General features: G+C 69.5%; 16 protein-coding genes. 9 read left to right on the top strand and 7 right to left on the bottom strand.

Annotated elements, in window-relative coordinates; genetic code table 11:
* Nucleotides 1-49: 49 nt before the first annotated feature.
* Nucleotides 50-958: a phosphoribosylaminoimidazolesuccinocarboxamide synthase gene (locus BXA03_RS10020; RefSeq protein WP_076506901.1), complete on the top strand. Its 909-nt coding sequence runs from the start codon at nucleotides 50-52 to the stop codon at nucleotides 956-958.
* 44 nt (nucleotides 959-1,002) lie between these two features.
* Here the strand turns inward: BXA03_RS10020 and BXA03_RS10015 are convergent, their stop codons facing one another.
* The 3 genes from BXA03_RS10015 to BXA03_RS10005 form a co-directional block, all read right to left on the bottom strand.
* Nucleotides 1,003-1,443, bottom strand: coding sequence for an META domain-containing protein (locus BXA03_RS10015; RefSeq protein ID WP_076506898.1), 441 nt, complete (start codon nucleotides 1,441-1,443; stop codon nucleotides 1,003-1,005).
* Nucleotides 1,444-1,528: 85 nt separating this feature from the next.
* Complete coding sequence (locus BXA03_RS10010) at nucleotides 1,529-2,188, bottom strand: PAQR family membrane homeostasis protein TrhA (RefSeq protein WP_076506895.1); 660 nt, start codon at nucleotides 2,186-2,188, stop codon at nucleotides 1,529-1,531.
* A 38-nt stretch (nucleotides 2,189-2,226) separates the two neighbouring features.
* Complete coding sequence (locus tag BXA03_RS10005) at nucleotides 2,227-3,108, bottom strand: M48 family metallopeptidase (RefSeq protein ID WP_076506892.1); 882 nt, start codon at nucleotides 3,106-3,108, stop codon at nucleotides 2,227-2,229.
* A 37-nt stretch (nucleotides 3,109-3,145) separates the two neighbouring features.
* On the opposite strand from BXA03_RS10005, the gene BXA03_RS10000 reads away from it, so the two are divergent.
* The 7 genes from BXA03_RS10000 (at nucleotide 3,146) to BXA03_RS09970 (ending at nucleotide 11,694) form a co-directional block, all read left to right on the top strand.
* A complete protein-coding gene (locus tag BXA03_RS10000; protein ID WP_143476275.1) occupies nucleotides 3,146-4,480 on the top strand; it encodes an AmpG family muropeptide MFS transporter in 1,335 nt (444 codons plus the stop codon).
* 71 nt (nucleotides 4,481-4,551) lie between these two features.
* Nucleotides 4,552-5,751 carry a beta-ketoacyl-[acyl-carrier-protein] synthase family protein gene (locus BXA03_RS09995; RefSeq protein WP_200803370.1) on the top strand — a complete coding sequence of 400 codons (1,200 nt, stop codon included), beginning with the start codon at nucleotides 4,552-4,554 and terminating at the stop codon, nucleotides 5,749-5,751.
* On the top strand, nucleotides 5,748-6,554 hold the full coding sequence (locus BXA03_RS09990) for a beta-ketoacyl synthase chain length factor (protein ID WP_076506886.1): 807 nt from the start codon (nucleotides 5,748-5,750) through the stop codon (nucleotides 6,552-6,554). Before BXA03_RS09995 ends, BXA03_RS09990 begins: the two co-directional genes overlap by 4 nt.
* Nucleotides 6,555-6,577: 23 nt before the next feature.
* Nucleotides 6,578-8,230 (top strand): NAD(P)/FAD-dependent oxidoreductase, encoded by a 1,653-nt coding sequence (locus BXA03_RS09985; protein ID WP_076506883.1) that lies wholly within the window; start codon nucleotides 6,578-6,580, stop codon nucleotides 8,228-8,230.
* A gap of 154 nt (nucleotides 8,231-8,384) precedes the next feature.
* Nucleotides 8,385-9,104, top strand: a complete 720-nt coding sequence (locus tag BXA03_RS09980) for a response regulator (protein ID WP_076506880.1) — start codon at nucleotides 8,385-8,387, stop codon at nucleotides 9,102-9,104.
* A 10-nt stretch (nucleotides 9,105-9,114) separates the two neighbouring features.
* Nucleotides 9,115-10,299, top strand: coding sequence for an ATP-binding protein (locus tag BXA03_RS09975; protein WP_076506877.1), 1,185 nt, complete (start codon nucleotides 9,115-9,117; stop codon nucleotides 10,297-10,299).
* A gap of 144 nt (nucleotides 10,300-10,443) precedes the next feature.
* The gene (locus tag BXA03_RS09970) at nucleotides 10,444-11,694 is read left to right on the top strand and encodes an O-antigen ligase family protein (protein ID WP_076506875.1); all 1,251 of its coding nucleotides are present in this window, start codon (nucleotides 10,444-10,446) and stop codon (nucleotides 11,692-11,694) included.
* 98 nt (nucleotides 11,695-11,792) lie between these two features.
* On the opposite strand, the gene BXA03_RS09965 is transcribed toward BXA03_RS09970, so the two are convergent.
* Together BXA03_RS09965 and BXA03_RS09960 are read right to left on the bottom strand one after the other, a co-directional pair.
* A complete protein-coding gene (locus BXA03_RS09965) occupies nucleotides 11,793-12,002 on the bottom strand; it encodes a zinc-finger domain-containing protein (RefSeq protein ID WP_017758891.1) in 210 nt (69 codons plus the stop codon).
* Nucleotides 12,003-12,007: 5 nt separating this feature from the next.
* Nucleotides 12,008-12,943, bottom strand: a complete 936-nt coding sequence (locus tag BXA03_RS09960) for a branched-chain amino acid transaminase (protein WP_076506872.1) — start codon at nucleotides 12,941-12,943, stop codon at nucleotides 12,008-12,010.
* A 155-nt stretch (nucleotides 12,944-13,098) separates the two neighbouring features.
* Here BXA03_RS09960 and BXA03_RS09955 point away from each other — a divergent pair, with 155 nt between their 5' ends.
* On the top strand, nucleotides 13,099-14,103 hold the full coding sequence (locus BXA03_RS09955) for a recombination-associated protein RdgC (protein WP_076506869.1): 1,005 nt from the start codon (nucleotides 13,099-13,101) through the stop codon (nucleotides 14,101-14,103).
* 28 nt (nucleotides 14,104-14,131) lie between these two features.
* Here the strand turns inward: BXA03_RS09955 and BXA03_RS09950 are convergent, their stop codons facing one another.
* A complete protein-coding gene (locus tag BXA03_RS09950; protein ID WP_076506866.1) occupies nucleotides 14,132-14,602 on the bottom strand; it encodes a glycerate kinase in 471 nt (156 codons plus the stop codon).
* A 77-nt stretch (nucleotides 14,603-14,679) separates the two neighbouring features.
* Entirely contained in the window at nucleotides 14,680-16,194 is a 1,515-nt protein-coding gene (locus tag BXA03_RS09945) for a BCCT family transporter (protein WP_076506863.1), read from the bottom strand.
* Nucleotides 16,195-16,518: the final 324 nt, after the last annotated feature.

The raw sequence follows: 16,518 nt of genomic DNA, 5'->3' as shown, positions 1-16,518 counted from the left end.
CGGATAATCGCGCGCTGCTTTTCCCATCATCCTGCCGCCCGGCACCTCCATGGCCACGACCGTCCATACCTCCTCCATCCAGAGCCTGCCCCTGCTTGCACGCGGCAAGGTGCGCGACAACTACGCCGTCGGCGAGGACCGCATCCTCATGATCGCCAGCGACCGGCTGTCGGCCTTCGACGTCATCATGGGCGAACCGATTCCGGGCAAAGGCGAGATCCTGACGAAGATGGCGCTTTGGTGGTTCGACCGCCTGGGCGGCATCTGCCCCAACCATCTGACCGGCGAGGATCCCGAAAGCGTGGTGCGCCCGGATGAAGTGGCGCAGGTCACGGGGCGCTCGATGCTGGTCAAGCGCCTGAAGCCGATTCCGGTCGAGGCCGTGGTGCGCGGCTATCTGGCAGGCAGCGGCTGGAAGGAATACCAGGAGAACCGCGCCGTCTGCGGCGTGCCGCTGCCCGAGGGCCTGGTCAATTCGGCCAAGCTGCCCCGCGCCATCTTCACGCCCGCCGCCAAGGCCGCCGTCGGTGAGCACGACGAGAACATCAGCTACGAGCGCGTGGTCGAGATGATCGGCCCGCAGCTGGCCCAGCAGATCCGCGAGACCAGCATCGCGCTGTACGAGACGGCGGCCGAGATCGCGCTGCAGCGCGGCATGATCATTGCCGACACCAAATTCGAGTTCGGCCTCGACGAGACCGGTCAGCTGGTACTGATGGACGAAGTGCTCACGCCCGACAGCTCCCGCTACTGGCCGATGGAAGGCTACGAAGAGGCGCTGGCCGCCGGGACCAATCCGCCCAGCTACGACAAGCAGTTCGTGCGCGACTGGCTGGAAGCCGTGCGCATCAATGGCAAGCCCTGGCACAAGACGCCGCCTGCGCCGCGCCTGCCCAACGAGGTGACCGAACGCACTGCCGAGAAGTACCGCGAAGCGCTGGAGCGGCTGACCGGCTGACCGGCTGACCGAGCGTCTGCCGGCCCGGGCGTCGGCCAGCAGGCTCAGCGCTGCAGCAGCGCCACCGTGCGTCCGTTGCCGTCCAGCAGCACCAGCTGCGCAGGCCCCTGCAGCCGGTAGCTGGCCGTGGCCTGCAGGGCCTGGAAGAACTGCATCTCGCGCTGGCCCCGCTCCGGCGCAGCGCAGGCCATGCGCGTGGCTGCGAGCTGACCGATGCGCAGCTGGCTGGCGGTGCGGCTGTAGGTGCCCGAGAAGCGATTGCAGCCGCCGCTGCCGACGGCGCGCCCATCGCTGCCGAACTGCACCGAGGGCGCACCCTGCGGGTCCGCGCCGCCGTCCACGGTCTCGCCCTGCACCTGGACCAGGCGCCAGGTCGGCCCCTCGATGGGTTCGTCGAGGCTGATGCCGCTGCTGCAGGCGGCCATCGACAGTACGGCCGGCAACGCGAGGGCCAGGATAAGTCGTCGTGGTGCAGTGGCAGACATGGGCGGATCGTCCTTGGATCGGGAAGTGGCGTGCGGCGGCATCCTACCCTCGGCCGTGGTTGCCATGGCGTCGGGGCCCGCGCACTCAGGCCGGCGCGGCCGAGTGCCAGAGCACGGCAAAGAAGTGGCAAACGCTGCCACCCAGCACGAACAGGTGCCACACGAAGTGCGCATAACGCAGCTTCGAATCGAAGAGGAAGACGATGGCACCCGCGGTGTACGAGAGACCGCCCGCCACCAGCCAGGCCAGGCCGGCCCCCGACATGCGCTCGACCAGCGGCACCGCCGCCACGATGGCCACCCAGCCCATGGCCACATAGAGCCCGGTCGACCACAGCGGATGCTGGAGCCGGTTGAAGAGCTTGGCCGCCACGCCCACCGCCGCGGCCGCCCAGACGATGCCGAAGAGCGTCCAGCCCCAGGTGCCACGCAGAACGCCCAGCACAAAGGGCATGTAGCTCCCGGCGATGAAGAGGTAGATGGAAGCATGGTCCAGCCGGTTGAACCACAGCTTGGCCCGGCCTGCGGGCAGCGCGTGATAAAGCGTGGAGACAAGGTACAGCACGATGGCAGTGCCCGCGAACAGGCTGGCGCCCACCACCTCGGCAGTACGTCCACGCGCGGCGGCCTGCTGCACCAGGATCGGCAGCGAGGCCATGGCCAGCAGCGCCCCCAGGCCATGGCTCAGGGCGTTGGCGATCTCCTCGCCGAGGGTCTGGTCACGCAGTTCGCTGAGAAGGGACATGAGGCGGTTCAAGCAAGGGCCAGGCCGCACCGCGCGTATCAGCTGCGGCGCGCGGCCCGGTAGAGGCCCTCGACCTTCGGCACGTTCTGTTCCAGCACGCGGATGCGGTCGGGCCCGGTCGGATGGGTGGACAGGAAGCCCAGGCCGCCCTGGCTCTTGGAGACCTGGGCCATCTTGGTCCAGAGGCTGACGGCGGCCTGCGGTTGGAAGCCCCCGCGGGCTGCAAGTTCAAGCCCAACCAAGTCGGCCTCGGTCTCGTCGTCGCGGCTGAACTTGAGGGAGATCAACTGCGTGCCAGCGCGCGCGCCTGCGTCCCCCAGCTGGCCCAGGCCCAGCAATTGGGCGCCGAGTTGCAGCGCCATGCCGGTGCCGGCCGTCTTGGCCATGCGCTCGCGCGCATGCTCGCGCAGGGCATGGGCCATCTCGTGGCCCATCACCATGGCCGCTTCGTCGTCGCTGAGCTTGAGCTGGTCGAGGATGCCGGTGAAGAAGGCGATCTTTCCACCCGGCATGCAGAAGGCGTTGACCTGCTTGCTGCCGATCAGATTGACCTCCCACTTCCAGGCAGCGGCCCGGTCGTTCCATTGCCGCGTGTGGGGGATGAGGCGCTGTGCGATGCCGCGCAGCCGCACCAGTTGCGGATGCTCGGGCTCGGCCAGCGCGCGCTGGCTGCGGGCCTTGGCGATCAGATCGCCGTACTGCTGCACGGCCGCGCCCTCGATCTGATCGGCCGGCACCAGATTGCGCGCGGCCGACAGTGGGCCGACATTGACCTGACCCGAAGCCGGGAACGCAGCGCCGGCGGCTGCAGCGGCACCAGCCAGCAGGAAGGCCCGGCGGGGTTGCCAGCGGGGCCGAGGCGGGCCTTCTTCGTCAACAGGGGCGGCGTCGGCGGAACGCAGGTCGCAGAGCAGGCACATGGTGGGCGGAATAATAAGGTTGCAACCTTCCTCCTCCATGTCCAATCCCCCAGCCGCCACTCCCGAATTGCCCAAGCAGCCCTGGCGCGAGACCCTGCGCGTCTACCTGGAGCCGGCCTCGCTGCGCATGTTCGCCCTTGGCTTCGCGGCCGGCCTGCCGCTGCTGCTGGTGCTGGGCACGCTGAGCTTTCGCCTGCGCGAAGCCGGCGTCGACCGCGCCACCATCGGCTACCTGAGCTGGGTGGGCCTGGCCTACGGCTTCAAGTGGGTGTGGGCCCCGCTGGTCGACCGGATGCCGCTGCCGCCGCTGACCACGCTGCTGGGCCGGCGCCGCGGCTGGTTGCTGCTGTCGCAGGGCCTGGTCATCGCGGGCCTGGTGGGCATGGCGCTCAATGACCCGAGGGCGGGGCTGGAACCGCTCGTGCTGTGCGCCGTTCTGGTGGCCTTCGGCTCGGCGACGCAGGACATCGCGCTCGACGCCTTCCGCATCGAGTCCGCCGAGGCGCGCAAGCAGGCTGCCCTGGCCGCGGCCTACCAGACGGGCTACCGACTGGCCATGATCTGGGCCGGTGCCGGCGTGCTGTGGGTGGCGGCCTGGGCCGAGGGCAGCGCCACCGGCGCCTACCAGAACGGCGGCTGGCGCACGGCCTACCTGGTGATGGCCGGCTCGATGGTGGTGGGCGTGCTCACGGTGCTGCTCTCGGCCGAGCCGGCGCGCGTGCCGCTGCCGCCCGCCCGCTCGGCCGGCGAATGGCTGCGCAACACGCTGGTGGAGCCTTTTGCCGACTTCCTGCGCCGCTACCGCTGGCAGGCCGTGCTGATCCTGTCGCTGATTGCCATCTACCGCATCAGCGACGTGGTGATGGGCATCATGGCCAACCCCTTCTACGTGGACATGGGCTTCACCAAGGACGAGGTGGCCACGGTCAGCAAGGTCTACGGCGTCATCATGACCCTCGTCGGCGCTTTCGTGGGCGGCGTGCTGGCCATGCGCCTGGGCGTGATGCGGGTGCTGATGCTGGGCGCCGTGCTCAGCGCCGCCAGCAACCTGCTGTTCGCCTGGATGACCACCCGCGGCCACGACGTGACGGCGCTGGTGGCGGTGGTGTCCGCCGACAACCTGGCCGGCGGCATCGCCTCGGCCGCGTTCATCGCCTACCTCTCCAGCCTGACCAACGTGAGCTACTCGGCCACGCAGTACGCGCTGTTCAGCTCGCTCATGCTGCTGCTGCCCAAGTTCGTGGCCGGCTTCTCGGGCGCCTTCGTCGAGGCCTACGGTTATGCCAGCTTCTTCACCGGCACGGCACTGCTGGGCCTGCCGGTGCTGGTGCTGGTGGCGCTGGCCATGCGCGCCGCCCGACGTGCCCAATAGCCTTGAGTCCCTGATTGAGCCGGCCGGGGCTGTTACGCTCCCGCCTCGTTCCTGAACCTGCCCGCCTGACCGTGCCGCAGAAGATCCCGCCCCTCGTCATCACGGCCTACACGGCCACCACCGCCCTGGGCACCGGCCTGGAGGCGCTGCGCAGCGCGCTGGCTGCATCGCGCAGCGGCCTGCGCCCCAACGACTTCGGCGAGCCGGCCGAGCAGCGCCTGACCACCTGGATCGGCCGCGTGCCCGGCGTCGAGGACGTCGCCCTGCCGCCCGACCTCGCGCCCTGGGACTGCCGCAACAACCGCCTGGCCTGGATGGGTCTGAACGCCGACGGCTTCATCGCCGCAGCCCTGGCCGCGCGCGAGCGCCACGGCGCGGATCGCGTGGCCGTGATCATCGGCACCTCGACCTCCAGCATCGGCGACACGGAGCGGGCCTACACCCAGCTGGACGCCGACGGCCGCTTTCCCGAAGCCATGCGCAACGCGCAGGTCCACACGCCCCATGCGCCCGGCCTGTTCGTGCAACGCGCACTGGGCCTGACCGGGCCCTGCGAGACCATCTCCACCGCCTGCTCCTCCAGCGCCAAGGTCTTCGCCTCGGCCGAGCGGCTGATCCGCCTGGGCCTGGCCGACGCGGCCGTGGTGGGCGGCGCCGATTCGCTGTGCGGCAGCGTGCTGTTCGGCTTCAACTCGCTGGAGCTGGTGTCGCCCGAGCCCTGCCGGCCCTTCGATGCCGAGCGCCGCGGCATCAGCCTGGGCGAGGCGGCCGGCTTTGCGCTGCTGGAGCGCACCGGCACCGGCCCGCGCCTGCTGGGCCATGGCGAGGCGAGCGACGCACACCACATGTCCACGCCGCATCCCGAAGGCGCCGGTGCCGAGCGCGCCCTGGACGACGCGCTGGCGCGCGCTGGTCTGGCCACCGACGACATCGACTACATCAACCTGCACGGCACGGCCAGCAGCAAGAACGACGAGGTCGAGGCCGCCCTGGTGGCGCGGCGCTTCCCGGACCGCACCCATGCCAGCAGCACCAAGGGCTTCACCGGCCACACGCTGGGGGCGGCCGGCATCGTCGAGGCCGCCGTCAGCCTGCTGGCACTGGAGACGGGGCTGATGCCCGGCAACATCAATGCCCGCACGCTGGACGCGGTATGCGGCCCGCAGCTGCGGCGCGAGCCTGCCCAGGGGGAGGTGCGGCACGCGCTGTCCAACTCCTTCGGCTTCGGCGGCAACAACTGCGCGCTGATCTTCGGAAGGGCCGTGCAATGAGCCGGCTGCCCACGCTCTACGTCGAAGGCCCGGCCTTCTGGCATCCGCTGCTGCCTGGCTGGGAGGCGGCACGCGCCGCCTTCCGAAGCGAAGCCGGCCTGGCCGAAGCCCCGGCGCGCCGCCCGGCGCCGCAGATCCTGGCGCCCGCCGAGCGGCGCCGCGCGCCCGACACCGTGGCCCTGGCGCTGGAAGTGGCCAGCGCGGCCGTCGCCGGCTCGGGCCGCGCGGCCGTCGACCTGCCCTGCGTCTTCACCTCGGCCCAGGGCGACCTTGCCATCAGCGACTACATGTGCGCCACGCTCGCGCAGTCGCCCACGCAGCTGTCGCCCATCAAGTTCCACAACTCGGTGCACAACGCCGCGGTGGGCTACTGGACCATCGGCACCGGCTGCCAGCAGGCCAGCAATGCGATCAGCGCCTCGTCGCACAGCTTTGCCGCCGGCCTGCTCGAAGCCGCCACCCAGTGCGCCGCCGACCACCAGGCCGTGCTGCTGGTGGGCTTCGACGCCGAGGCCGCCGGCCCGCTGGCGCAGGTGCACGATACGCACGGCCTGCTGGCCGGCGCCGTGGTGCTGGCGCCGGAGGCCACCGAGCGCACGGTGGCCACGCTCACCATCGCGCTGCACAGCGGACCGCCCGCGACGACGGTCCTACGCTCCGACGCTGCCCGTGCGCTGCCGGCCAATGCCATGGCCGATGCGCTGCCCTTCTTCGAGACGCTGGCGCGTGGGCCCGACCCGAGCGGACAGCCGCTGGTCCTCGCGCTGTCCGACACGCTCGCGCTGCACCTCACGCTAGGCTGATCGCCCTTTTTCCCGGAGAGTTCATGCACCCCACGCCTGCCACCCACGACGTCATCATCATGGGGGGCGGCCTGGCAGGACTCACACTGGCGCTGCAGCTCAAACGGCGCTTCGGCGACATCGACGTGCTCGTGCTCGAGCGCCGCAGCCACCCGGTGCCCCATGCCACGCACAAGGTCGGCGAATCGTCGGTGGAGATCGGCGCCCACTACTTCGACACCGTGCTCGGCCTCAAGCAGCACCTGGACGAGGCGCAGCTGCGCAAGTTCGGCTTCCGCTTCTTCTTCTCCGAAGGCCGGCGCGACCTGGACGCCGTGACTGAGGTGGGCGCCAGCCGCCCGCTGTCCATTCCCAGCTACCAGATCGACCGCGGCATCTTCGAAAACCATCTGGCCGAGGTGGCCGCTGCCCAGGGCGTGCGCTTCGTCGACAACGCCATGGTCCGCCGCATGGCGCTGGACCCCTCCCCGCAGGGCCTGCACCGCATCGAATGGACCGAGTCCGGCGAGCCCCATGTGGCCCAGTGCCGCTGGGTGGTGGATGCCTGCGGCCGTGCCGGCCTGCTCAAGCGCCAGCTGGGACTGGTGCAGCCCAACGACCACCAGGCGCATGCCGTGTGGTTCCGCATCGGCAACCGGCTCAAGCTGGACGACTGGGGCCAGGACCCGGCCTGGCGCTCCCGCTGCACACCCGCCGCGCGCTGGCTGTCGACCAACCACCTGGTGGGTGCCGGCTACTGGGTGTGGCTGATCCCCCTGGCCTCGGGCTCGCATTCGGTGGGCATCGTGGCCGACCCGGCCTTCCATCCGTTGGAGCGCATGGACAGCTTCGACAAGGCCATGGGCTGGCTGGCCGAGCACCAGCCCGTGCTCTTCGACGTGCTCGACGGCCAGCGCGACAAGCTGCAGGACTTCGCCTTCATGCGCAAGTTCTCCTACGGCTGCAAGCAGGTCTTCAGCGGCGAGCGCTGGGCGCTCACGGGCGAGGCGGGGCTGTTCCTCGACCCCTTCTACTCGCCCGGCAGCGACTTCATCGCGATGAGCAACACCTTCATCTGCGACCTCATCGCGCATGACCGCGCGGGCCGCTCGGTGCAGGCGCGCGCCCAGCTGTACGACCACATCTACCACTCCTTCTACGACAGCACGCTGGCGCTCTACCAGGGCCAGTACGGCCTGTTCGGCGACCCCGAGGTGCTGCCGGTCAAGGTGGTGTGGGACTACACCTATTACTGGGGCGTGCTGTCCCAACTGTTCTTCCACGACCGCCTGACCGATGTGGCCACGCTCGGCAACCTGCGCGAAGAGCTGCAGCACTGCCAGCAGCTGAACATCGCGATGCAGGGCTTTCTGCGGACATGGTCGTCGCAGAGCCAGCGCCGCAACGCGGCGCGCATGCTCGACCAGGCGGGCCTGCCGTGGTTCGCCGAACTCAATGCCAGCCTGCGCGATGCGCTGCCCGACGCGGCGGCCTTCCAGGCCCGCCTGCGTCAATGCGTGGCGCAGTTGCGCACGCTGGCCCACCAGATCCACCGGCAGGCGCTGGACGAGCACCCCGGACTGGACGACGCCGCGCTGGCAGCACTGCTGGCCCACCCCATGCCGCGTACGCCCATCGACCATGACGCGGCGCCGATGTTGTTCGAACGCCTGACTCAGCCCGCGGCAATGGCCTGAGGCCGGGGACGGGCGGGTCCGGACAGTGCGCCACGGCAGCGCCTGACTCGGCAGACCGCTGCAGCCAGGGCAAGCTCGCCGCCTGCACCGGTTTACCCAACTTTACGAAGTCTTCAACCGCCCTTGCCGGCGGGCGGCGAGCATTCCTTTCACCATGACGACCCCACAGCTGCTCATGATCGAGGACGACCAGCGCCTGGCGCAGATGGTCGTCGAATACTTGGCCCAGTCCGGCTTTGCCGTCAGCCATGCCGGTGACGGCGCGCGCGGCATGGCGGCGCTCGAGCAGCAACTGCCCGACCTCGTCATCCTCGACCTCATGCTGCCGGATGCCGATGGTCTGGACCTGTGCCGTCGCATCCGGGCCCTGCCCGGCGCGGCCGGCAAGGTGCCGGTGCTGATGCTCACCGCCAAGGGTGACCCCATGGACCGCATCATCGGCCTGGAGCTGGGCGCCGACGACTACCTGCCCAAGCCCTTCGAGCCGCGCGAGCTGCTGGCGCGCATCCGCGCCGTGCTGCGCCGCCGCGGCGAAGGCGGTCTAGTCGCGGGGCCGGAGCCCAAGCGCGGCATGCGCTTTGGCTCGCTCGAGATCGACCGCGATGCACGCACCGTCACCGTGGCCGGCCAGCCGGCGGAGCTCACCTCCTACCAGTTCGATCTGCTGGTGGCGATGGCCGAGCGCGCGGGCCGCGTGCTCACGCGCGACCAGATCATGGAAGCCGTTCGCGGCCGCGAGCTGGAGGCCTTCGACCGCTCCATCGATGTACACATGGGCCGTATCCGCGCGGCCATCGAGGCCGACGCGAAGAACCCCAAGCGCATCCTGACCGTACGCGGCGTGGGCTACGTCTTTGCCAAACAACAGGACTAGCCGGTATTCCATGGTCGGCCTGTTCACCCGCCACCTCTACGTGCGCATCTGGCTGGCCGTGCTGGCCGGCGTGGCCGTGGTCGTGATGGCGGCGGGCTGGGCCTGGAAGGTGGCGGACGACCAGCGCAGCGCCCCCCTGCCGCGCGATGTGACGCTGCGCGACCCGCAGAACAACGCCTTCGCCAACGGCAAGTCGGTGCGAACCAGTCGGCCGGGCGAACCGCTGGAATTCGCCATCTCGCTGGACAACGGGCAGCAGTTCACCATGGAGCTGGGTCCGCGCATCGACCGCCGGCCCTCGCCGCCGCCCTGGCTCAACCCCCACACCGGCATCTTCTGGCTGCTGGGCATGGTGGGCCTGGCCACGGGGCTGGGGCTGTACCCCATCGTGCGCAGGCTGACGCTGCGCCTCGAAGGCCTGCAGCGCAGCGTGCAGCGCTTCGGCGAAGGCGACCTGTCGGTGCGCGTGGACGACCGCGGCGAGGACGAGGTGGCCGACCTGGCCCGCCGCTTCAACGATGCCGCGACCCGCGTGGAGAAACTGGTGCGCTCGCACAAGTCGCTGCTGGCCAATGCCTCGCACGAGCTTCGCTCACCACTGGCGCGCATCCGCATGGGACTGGAGCTGATGGGCCCCCAGGCCAACAGTGCGGCGCGCGCCGAGATCTCGCGCAACATCGCCGAGCTCGACCAGCTGATCGACGAGATCCTGCTGGCCAGCCGCCTCGACGCCCGCGAAGCCGACGTGGGCACCATCGAGACGGTGGACCTGATGGGTCTGGCGGCCGAGGAATGCGCCCGCGTCGATGCCGATCTTGGCTTGGCCGAAGGCACGGCATTGGACGCGGTGACGGTGCAGGGCGTGTCGCGCCTGCTGCGCCGCGCCCTGCGCAACCTGCTGGAGAACGCGCGCCGGCATGGCGGCAGCGGCACGGTGGCCGTCGAGCTGGCCGCCGAGCCGGGCTGGGCGCTGGTGCATGTGGACGACCACGGCCCCGGCGTGCCCGAGGCGCTGCGCGAGCGCATCTTCGAGCCCTTCTACCGCCTGCCCGGCGCCAGCGAGCGCGACGGCGGCGTGGGCCTGGGGCTGGCGCTGGTCAAGTCCATCGCCGAGCGGCATGGCGGCGGCGTGCGCTGCACGCGCAGTCCGGCGGGGGGTGCCCGCTTCACCATCCAGCTGCCACGACCTGCCTGACACGCGCCCGACGGGCTGCGTGCAGGGTCTGCACGATCCTGCCCTGGTCGCTTCCTAGAATCGGCAGCCTTTCTCCGGTCACCCGCCCCCTTGTGCTGCACATCAGCCTGCGCGGGCCGACGCCGCGATCAACCGACCCGTCCGATGCGCCTTCCCCTTCTTCCCCGCGCTGCCGCCTGCCTGTGGGGCGCGGTGGTGTTCATGCCGGTGGGCCTGAACTACATGGCCTTCCTGCTGCTGCTGGCGACGATGCTGGTGGCGGGCGATTGGCGCGAGCGCTTGCAACGCCTGGCCAGCCATCCGCTGCGCTGGCCTCTGGCGGCGCTGGTGCTGTGGCAGCTGGTCGTGCTGGTCATCGGGCCGCACTATGCAGAGACAGGCGTCAACCTGTGGCACGGCATCCGCATCCCGTTGACCATCCTGCTGGCCCTGATGCTCACCCGCGACGAAGCGGTGTGGGCCATGCGCGGCTTCCTGGGCATCGCCTTCTTCAACATCGCCTACACGGCGGTGTTCTATTTCATCCTGATGAAGTTCGGCGTGATGCCGCCGATGGGCATCCTCAAGCCCATGATCATGCTGGTGGGCAACAAGTCGATCAACGATGCGCTGCTCTACACGGTGCTGGGCGCCGCCTCGGCCGCCTGGGCGCTGCAGCGGCTGTTGGAGCACCGCCCCTACCGCGCCATGGCCGGATTTGCGCTCACGGCCGTGACCGTGTTCCTCGTCACCTGGAACCTGCCTTCGCGAACCTCGCTGCTGGCGATGCTGGTCGTGCTGCCGCTGCTGTGTGTACACCAGTGGCGCAGCCACTGGCGCGGCATGGCCGCGGCCCTGGCCGTACTGGTCGTCGTGCTGGGCTTCGCTTTGCGCGAGGCGCCGCCGTCGGTCGAGCAGAAACTGGCCCAGGGCGTGTCGGAGATCGAGGCCGCGCGCGCCGGTGCCGTCTCCGAGGGCAGCTGGGTGGTGCGCTACCACATGTACACGGTCACCGGCCGCATGATCGCCGACCGACCGCTGGCCGGCTGGGGCATCGGCGCCTGGAACCAGATCTGGCGCGAGCGCGGCCCGGCCCTGCTGGCCAACTACAACATGCCCCACAACGACTTCCTGTGGATGGGCTCGCAGACCGGCCTGCCCGGCGTGGCCGCATTGCTGGCGGTGATGCTGTGCGCCGTGTGGCAGGCCTGGAAGCGCCCGGACCTGGCGGGGCGCGTGGCCTTCGCCGCCACGCTCATCATGCTGCTGGCCAGCTGTGTCAACTCGGCCCTGCGGGATGCGCAGATCGGGCTGTCGCTGCTGTGGGTGGGAATGCTGTTCCTGCGGCTCTCACGCGAGCCGGCGGGTGCCTGGCTGGAGGTGCTCCCACGGCGCTGGCGAGGCGCATCGGTCTAGCACGGGCGCCAGAAACGACAAGGCCGCCGGTATGACCCGGCGGCCTTGTTTCATTTTGGCGTAGGGCCCGCGAATCGAGGGCCCGGATGGCGCCGGCCTCAGTGGCCGCCGGCCACCACCTCGCCCGCCTTCAGGCGGTACAGGGTGCCGCAGTAGGGGCACTTGGCCTCGCCCGTGCGGGCGACGTCCAGGTACACCTTGGGATGGGTGTTCCAGAGCTTCATGTCGGCCTTGGGGCTGGGACAGAAGACGCCGCCCTGGTGGTTCAGGTCCTTGGCGGCGAGTTCGACGACGGCGGAAGTGGACATGGCGATCAGACCTTGGTGAGCCAGTGGGCGTACTTGGGATTGCGGCCGTTGACGATGTCGAAGAAGGCGTTCTGCACCTTCTCGGTCACGGGGCCGCGGCTGCCGATGCCGATCTCCACGCGGTCCAGCTCGCGGATGGGCGTGACCTCGGCGGCGGTGCCGGTGAAGAAGGCTTCGTCGGCGATGTAGACCTCGTCGCGCGTGATGCGCTTCTGCACCACCTCGATGCCGAGGTCCTTGGCGATGTGCAGGATGGTGTTGCGCGTGATGCCGTTGAGCGCGCCGGCCGACAGGTCGGGCGTGTAGATCACGCCACCCTTGACCACGAAGATGTTCTCGCCCGCGCCTTCGGAGACGAATCCGGCCGCGTCCAGCAGCAGGGCCTCGTCGTAGCCGTCTTCCGTGGCCTCCATGTTGGCCAGGATGGAGTTGCTGTAGTTGGAGACCGCCTTGGCCTGCGTCATCGTGATGTTGACGTGGTGGCGGGTGTAGCTGCTGGTCTTGACGCGGATGCCGCGCTTGAGGCCCTCTTCGCCCAGGTAGGCGCCCCAGGCCCAGGCCGCGACCATGGCGTGAATGGTGTTGCCCTTGGGGCTCACGCCCAGCTTCTCGGAGCCGATCCAGACCAGGGGGCGCAGGTAGCAGCTCTCGAGCTTGTTGGCCCGCACCACTTCCTTCTGCGCCTCGTTGAGCTGCTCCTTGCTGAACGGGATGTTCATGCGCAGGATCTTGGCGCTGTTGAAGAGGCGCTCGGTGTGCTCTTCGAGGCGGAAGATGGCGGTGCCGTCGACGGTGTTGTAGGCCCGCACCCCTTCGAAGGCGCCGCAGCCGTAGTGCAGCGTGTGGGTCAGCACATGGATCTTCGCGTCGCGCCAGTCGACGAGTTCACCGTCCATCCAGATCTTGCCGTCACGGTCGGCCAGCGAGGGGATCGCGCTCATGTCTTGCTTGTCCTTGCAGGGAGAAATGCGGGGAGCCGGCGATTTTAAGGCGCCGGCCTGCCCGGGCTTTTACTCGGGCTTACAGGCCGCCCGCGCGGCCCCGGCCACGCGGCGCACGCACAATCGCCCGCTTCGCGTTTTCCCGCCGACCTGCCGTGCCCCGCTTCAAGAACGTCATCAGCTTCCGCATCGAGCCCGCCTGGGCCCCCGACTTCGACGCCGCCCAGCAGCAGCTGGAAAAGGAACGCTTCGTGCCCTGCGGCGCGACGCAGGAATCGTCCGCCGGCTGGGTCGAGCCGCGCGGCCAGGCCGAGGGCCCGCTGCTGGAGTCCGTCGGCGGCCAGTGGCTGCTGGAGTACATGGTCGAAAGCAAGACGCTGCCCGCCTCGGTGGTGCGCCGCAAGCTGGACGAGCGCTGCGCGCAGATCGAGCAGCAGACCGGCCGCCAGCCCGGGAAGAAGGAGAAGAAGCAGCTCAAGGAAGACATCACCCAGGAGCTGCTGCCCATGGCCTTCACCCGCCATGCGCGCATCGCCGTGTGGATCGATCCGAGCGCAAGGCGACTGACGCTGGACACCTCCAACCAGGCGCGTGCCGACGGCGTGGTGACGGCCCTGGTCAAGGCGCTGGACGGCTTCGGCGTGTCGGCCTTCCACACGCAGGTGGAGCCCGGCAGCGCCATGGCGGGCTGGCTGGCCACGCAGGAGCCGCCGGCGGGCTTTTCCATCGACCGCGACTGCGAGCTCAAGGCCACGGACGACTCCAAGGCCGTGGTGCGCTATGCCAAGCATCCGCTGGACATTGAGGAGGTGCGCGAGCACATCGCCCAAGGGAAGCGGCCGACCCGCCTGGCCCTCACCTGGGAGGACCGCGTCTCCTTCGAGCTGACCGAGGGCATGCAGCTGCGCAAGCTGCAGTTCCTGGAAGGCGTGTTCGACGGCGCCGGCAGCGATGCGCAGGCCAAGGACGAGGGCTTCGACACCGATGCCGCCATCGTGACCGGCGAGCTGGGCCAGCTGTTGCCGGCGCTGCTGGAGGCGCTGGGCGGCGAGATGGAGCCAGGCATGGCGGCGGCAGCGGCTGCACCGCTTGCTGCCCCGCGGGCCGAAGCACAGGCGGCGACTGCGGCTGCGGCCGACGACGACGGTCCGCCGTTTTAAGAACCGCCCCTGGAAGGGGCGCTCGGGTTCAGCGTGCGTCCGGCGCAGTCACGCTGGAAGAACCTGCTTCGTCGGCAGACACAGGCTGCGCAGGGGCTTCCTCTTCCACCTGCACCGGCCGCGTCAGCTTCCATGCCCGCAGCTTTCCTTCGTGGAAGGTCGCGTCCACATAGGACTCGCTGTTGTCGGTCCAGCGGAAGACTTCGGGCTGCACGCCTTCGGGCGTCTGCGCGGCGCCGATCGCGCGGGTCATGGCGATCACGTGCAGCAGCGTCATGCGCGGCTTGAGCTTGGCATTGAGCATCACTGCACTGTCCACATAGCCCATCGGCCGATTGCCGGCGCGGCGAAGCACGGTCATCGTGCGGGTGAAGTGCAGCAGCAGGAACATCATGATGCCGCCGGCCACGCCGACGACGCCCGCCAGGCCATAGCTGCGCCAGCCGATCACCAACAGGGCCAGTCCCGCGACCGGGACGAGGATTTTCGAGAGAGTCATGGCGGCGGATTGTCCCTGCTCCCGCCGCCACCCCGCATTGCGGACATCCGCAGCCCGCAACTCCGGGTCAACCCGGATCAGCGGACCATCTCGCGCATGCGCCGGCGCAGGGCGCGTTCGCGCTTCTGCTCTTCATCCCAGTCGTGGCGGATCGCCAGGGTCACCGAGATCGCCATCAGCACCAGCACCACCGCGAAGGGCAGCGCGAAGACGATGGTGGCCGTCTGCACCGCACTCAGCCCGCCGGCCAGCAACAGGCTCAATGCAATGGCCGCCACCAGCACGCCCCAGATGATCTTGATCCGGTTGGGCGGGTTGGGATTGCCCTGCGTGCTCATGGTGCCCAGCACCAGCGTGGCCGAATCGCCCGAGGTGACGAAGAAGACGAACACCAGGAGAGTGGCCACCACGGACAGGATGGCGCCGCCGGGCATGGCGTCGAACATCACGAACATCGCGCTCGACACGTTGGACGCCACGGCTTCGGCCAGCGGCACGCCGCGGAAGATCTCGAAGTTGAGCGCTGTTCCGCCGAAGACCGCGAACCAGGCGAAGCCCACCAGGCTGGGCGCCAGCACCGTGCCGACCAGGAACTGACGCACCGTGCGCCCGCGCGAGACCCGCGCGATGAACAGGCCCACGAAGGGCGACCAGGCCAGCCACCAGGCCCAGTAGAAGATGGTCCAGTCGCCGATCCACGAGCTCTCGCGGAAGGGCGTCATGCGCAGGCTCATGCGCACGAAGTCGCTGAGGTAGGAACCCAGCGTGGCCGTGAAGGTGTCGACGATGGCAATGGTGGGCCCCAGGCACAGCACCACCAGGGCGAGCAGGCCGGCCACGATCAGGTTGCCCATCGACAGCCACTTGACGCCGCGCTCCACGCCGCTCACGGCCGAGGTGAGGAACAGCACGGTGGTCACCACGATGATGGCGGACTCCGTCCAGCGGCTGTCGGGCAGGCCAAAGGCCTGCTCCAGTCCGGCGCCGATCTGCGTGGCGCCCATGCCCAGTGAGGCGGCGACGCCGAAGGCCGTGGCCACCACGGCCAGGACGTTGACCACGGGCGACAGCCGCTTGGCCCAGTTCCAGGGCAGCGCCTCGGTCGCGGAACTCACCAGGGGCAGTGCCTTGCGCCGGAAGGTGAAGAAGCTGATCGCCAGACCCACGATGCCGTAGATGGCCCAGGGATGGAAGCCCCAGTGGAAGAAGGAATAGCGCATGGCCGCCCCTGCGGCGTCCGCCGTGTTGGGCGCAATGCCGGGCGGGGGCGTGACGTAGTGCGAGACCGGTTCGGCCACGCCCCAGAACACCAGGCCGATGCCCATGCCGGCCGCGAACAGCATCGAGAACCACGCGCCCACCGAGAACTCGGGCTCGTCGTCCTCGTCGCCCAGCTTGAGGTCGCCATAGCGGCTCACGGCCAGGAAGAAGGCCAGCAACACCAGGCCCAGCACCACCCACAGGTAGAACCAGCCGAAGGTGCGGGTGATGTCCGAAAGCAGCGTGCCGAAGACGCTGTCCAGTGTGCGGGGCGAGATCAGGCCCCAGAGCACCACGGCCCCGATGATGGCCGCGGAAATGATGAGTTGCATGGCGCACTCCTCCTCGATCGGTGCGCCTGCCCGGTCCGCCGCCCCCGATGGGAGGCGCCGTCCAGACGATCGCCATGCATGCAGCACGGCGGCCAGAGCGCTGATGGATGAAACACCCGCGGATCAAGGCGCCGCATCGCGGGATGCGGCTTCCTGTCCACGGACGAGGGGTGGGCGGCAGCAGGGCCACCCCGAGGCCCAGACTACCGGCGCGGATGGCCGGATAGGGCGAAACGAAGGCGCGGATTCTAGGCGGCGGGCATCCAGCACGTCTGTAGGCGCACGCCGGGCGCAACGCAGGCGAGCCGCGGTTCGTCGCCCTTG

Source organism: Pseudacidovorax sp. RU35E (assembly GCF_900156165.1).
In the GTDB taxonomy this organism is placed as follows: Bacteria; Pseudomonadota; Gammaproteobacteria; order Burkholderiales; family Burkholderiaceae_C; genus Xenophilus.
The sequence above is the reverse complement of the archived record's forward strand: the minus strand, read 5'-3'. Positions and strand labels throughout refer to the sequence as shown.

What these genes read in the sequence shown, in the direction of transcription:
- BXA03_RS09990 (WP_076506886.1), top strand. Translation starts at nt 5,748, where the DNA reads ATGAGCCGGCTGCCCACGCTCTACGTCGAAGGCCCGGCCTTCTGGCAT.
- BXA03_RS09950 (WP_076506866.1), bottom strand. Translation starts at nt 14,602, where the DNA reads ATGACTCTCTCGAAAATCCTCGTCCCGGTCGCGGGACTGGCCCTGTTG.
- BXA03_RS10015 (WP_076506898.1), bottom strand. Translation starts at nt 1,443, where the DNA reads ATGTCTGCCACTGCACCACGACGACTTATCCTGGCCCTCGCGTTGCCG.
- BXA03_RS09970 (WP_076506875.1), top strand. Translation starts at nt 10,444, where the DNA reads ATGCGCCTTCCCCTTCTTCCCCGCGCTGCCGCCTGCCTGTGGGGCGCG.
- BXA03_RS09980 (WP_076506880.1), top strand. Translation starts at nt 8,385, where the DNA reads ATGACGACCCCACAGCTGCTCATGATCGAGGACGACCAGCGCCTGGCG.
- BXA03_RS09960 (WP_076506872.1), bottom strand. Translation starts at nt 12,943, where the DNA reads ATGAGCGCGATCCCCTCGCTGGCCGACCGTGACGGCAAGATCTGGATG.
- BXA03_RS10010 (WP_076506895.1), bottom strand. Translation starts at nt 2,188, where the DNA reads ATGTCCCTTCTCAGCGAACTGCGTGACCAGACCCTCGGCGAGGAGATC.
- BXA03_RS09985 (WP_076506883.1), top strand. Translation starts at nt 6,578, where the DNA reads ATGCACCCCACGCCTGCCACCCACGACGTCATCATCATGGGGGGCGGC.
- BXA03_RS10000 (WP_143476275.1), top strand. Translation starts at nt 3,146, where the DNA reads ATGTCCAATCCCCCAGCCGCCACTCCCGAATTGCCCAAGCAGCCCTGG.
- BXA03_RS10005 (WP_076506892.1), bottom strand. Translation starts at nt 3,108, where the DNA reads ATGTGCCTGCTCTGCGACCTGCGTTCCGCCGACGCCGCCCCTGTTGAC.
- BXA03_RS09975 (WP_076506877.1), top strand. Translation starts at nt 9,115, where the DNA reads ATGGTCGGCCTGTTCACCCGCCACCTCTACGTGCGCATCTGGCTGGCC.
- BXA03_RS10020 (WP_076506901.1), top strand. Translation starts at nt 50, where the DNA reads ATGGCCACGACCGTCCATACCTCCTCCATCCAGAGCCTGCCCCTGCTT.
- BXA03_RS09965 (WP_017758891.1), bottom strand. Translation starts at nt 12,002, where the DNA reads ATGTCCACTTCCGCCGTCGTCGAACTCGCCGCCAAGGACCTGAACCAC.
- BXA03_RS09945 (WP_076506863.1), bottom strand. Translation starts at nt 16,194, where the DNA reads ATGCAACTCATCATTTCCGCGGCCATCATCGGGGCCGTGGTGCTCTGG.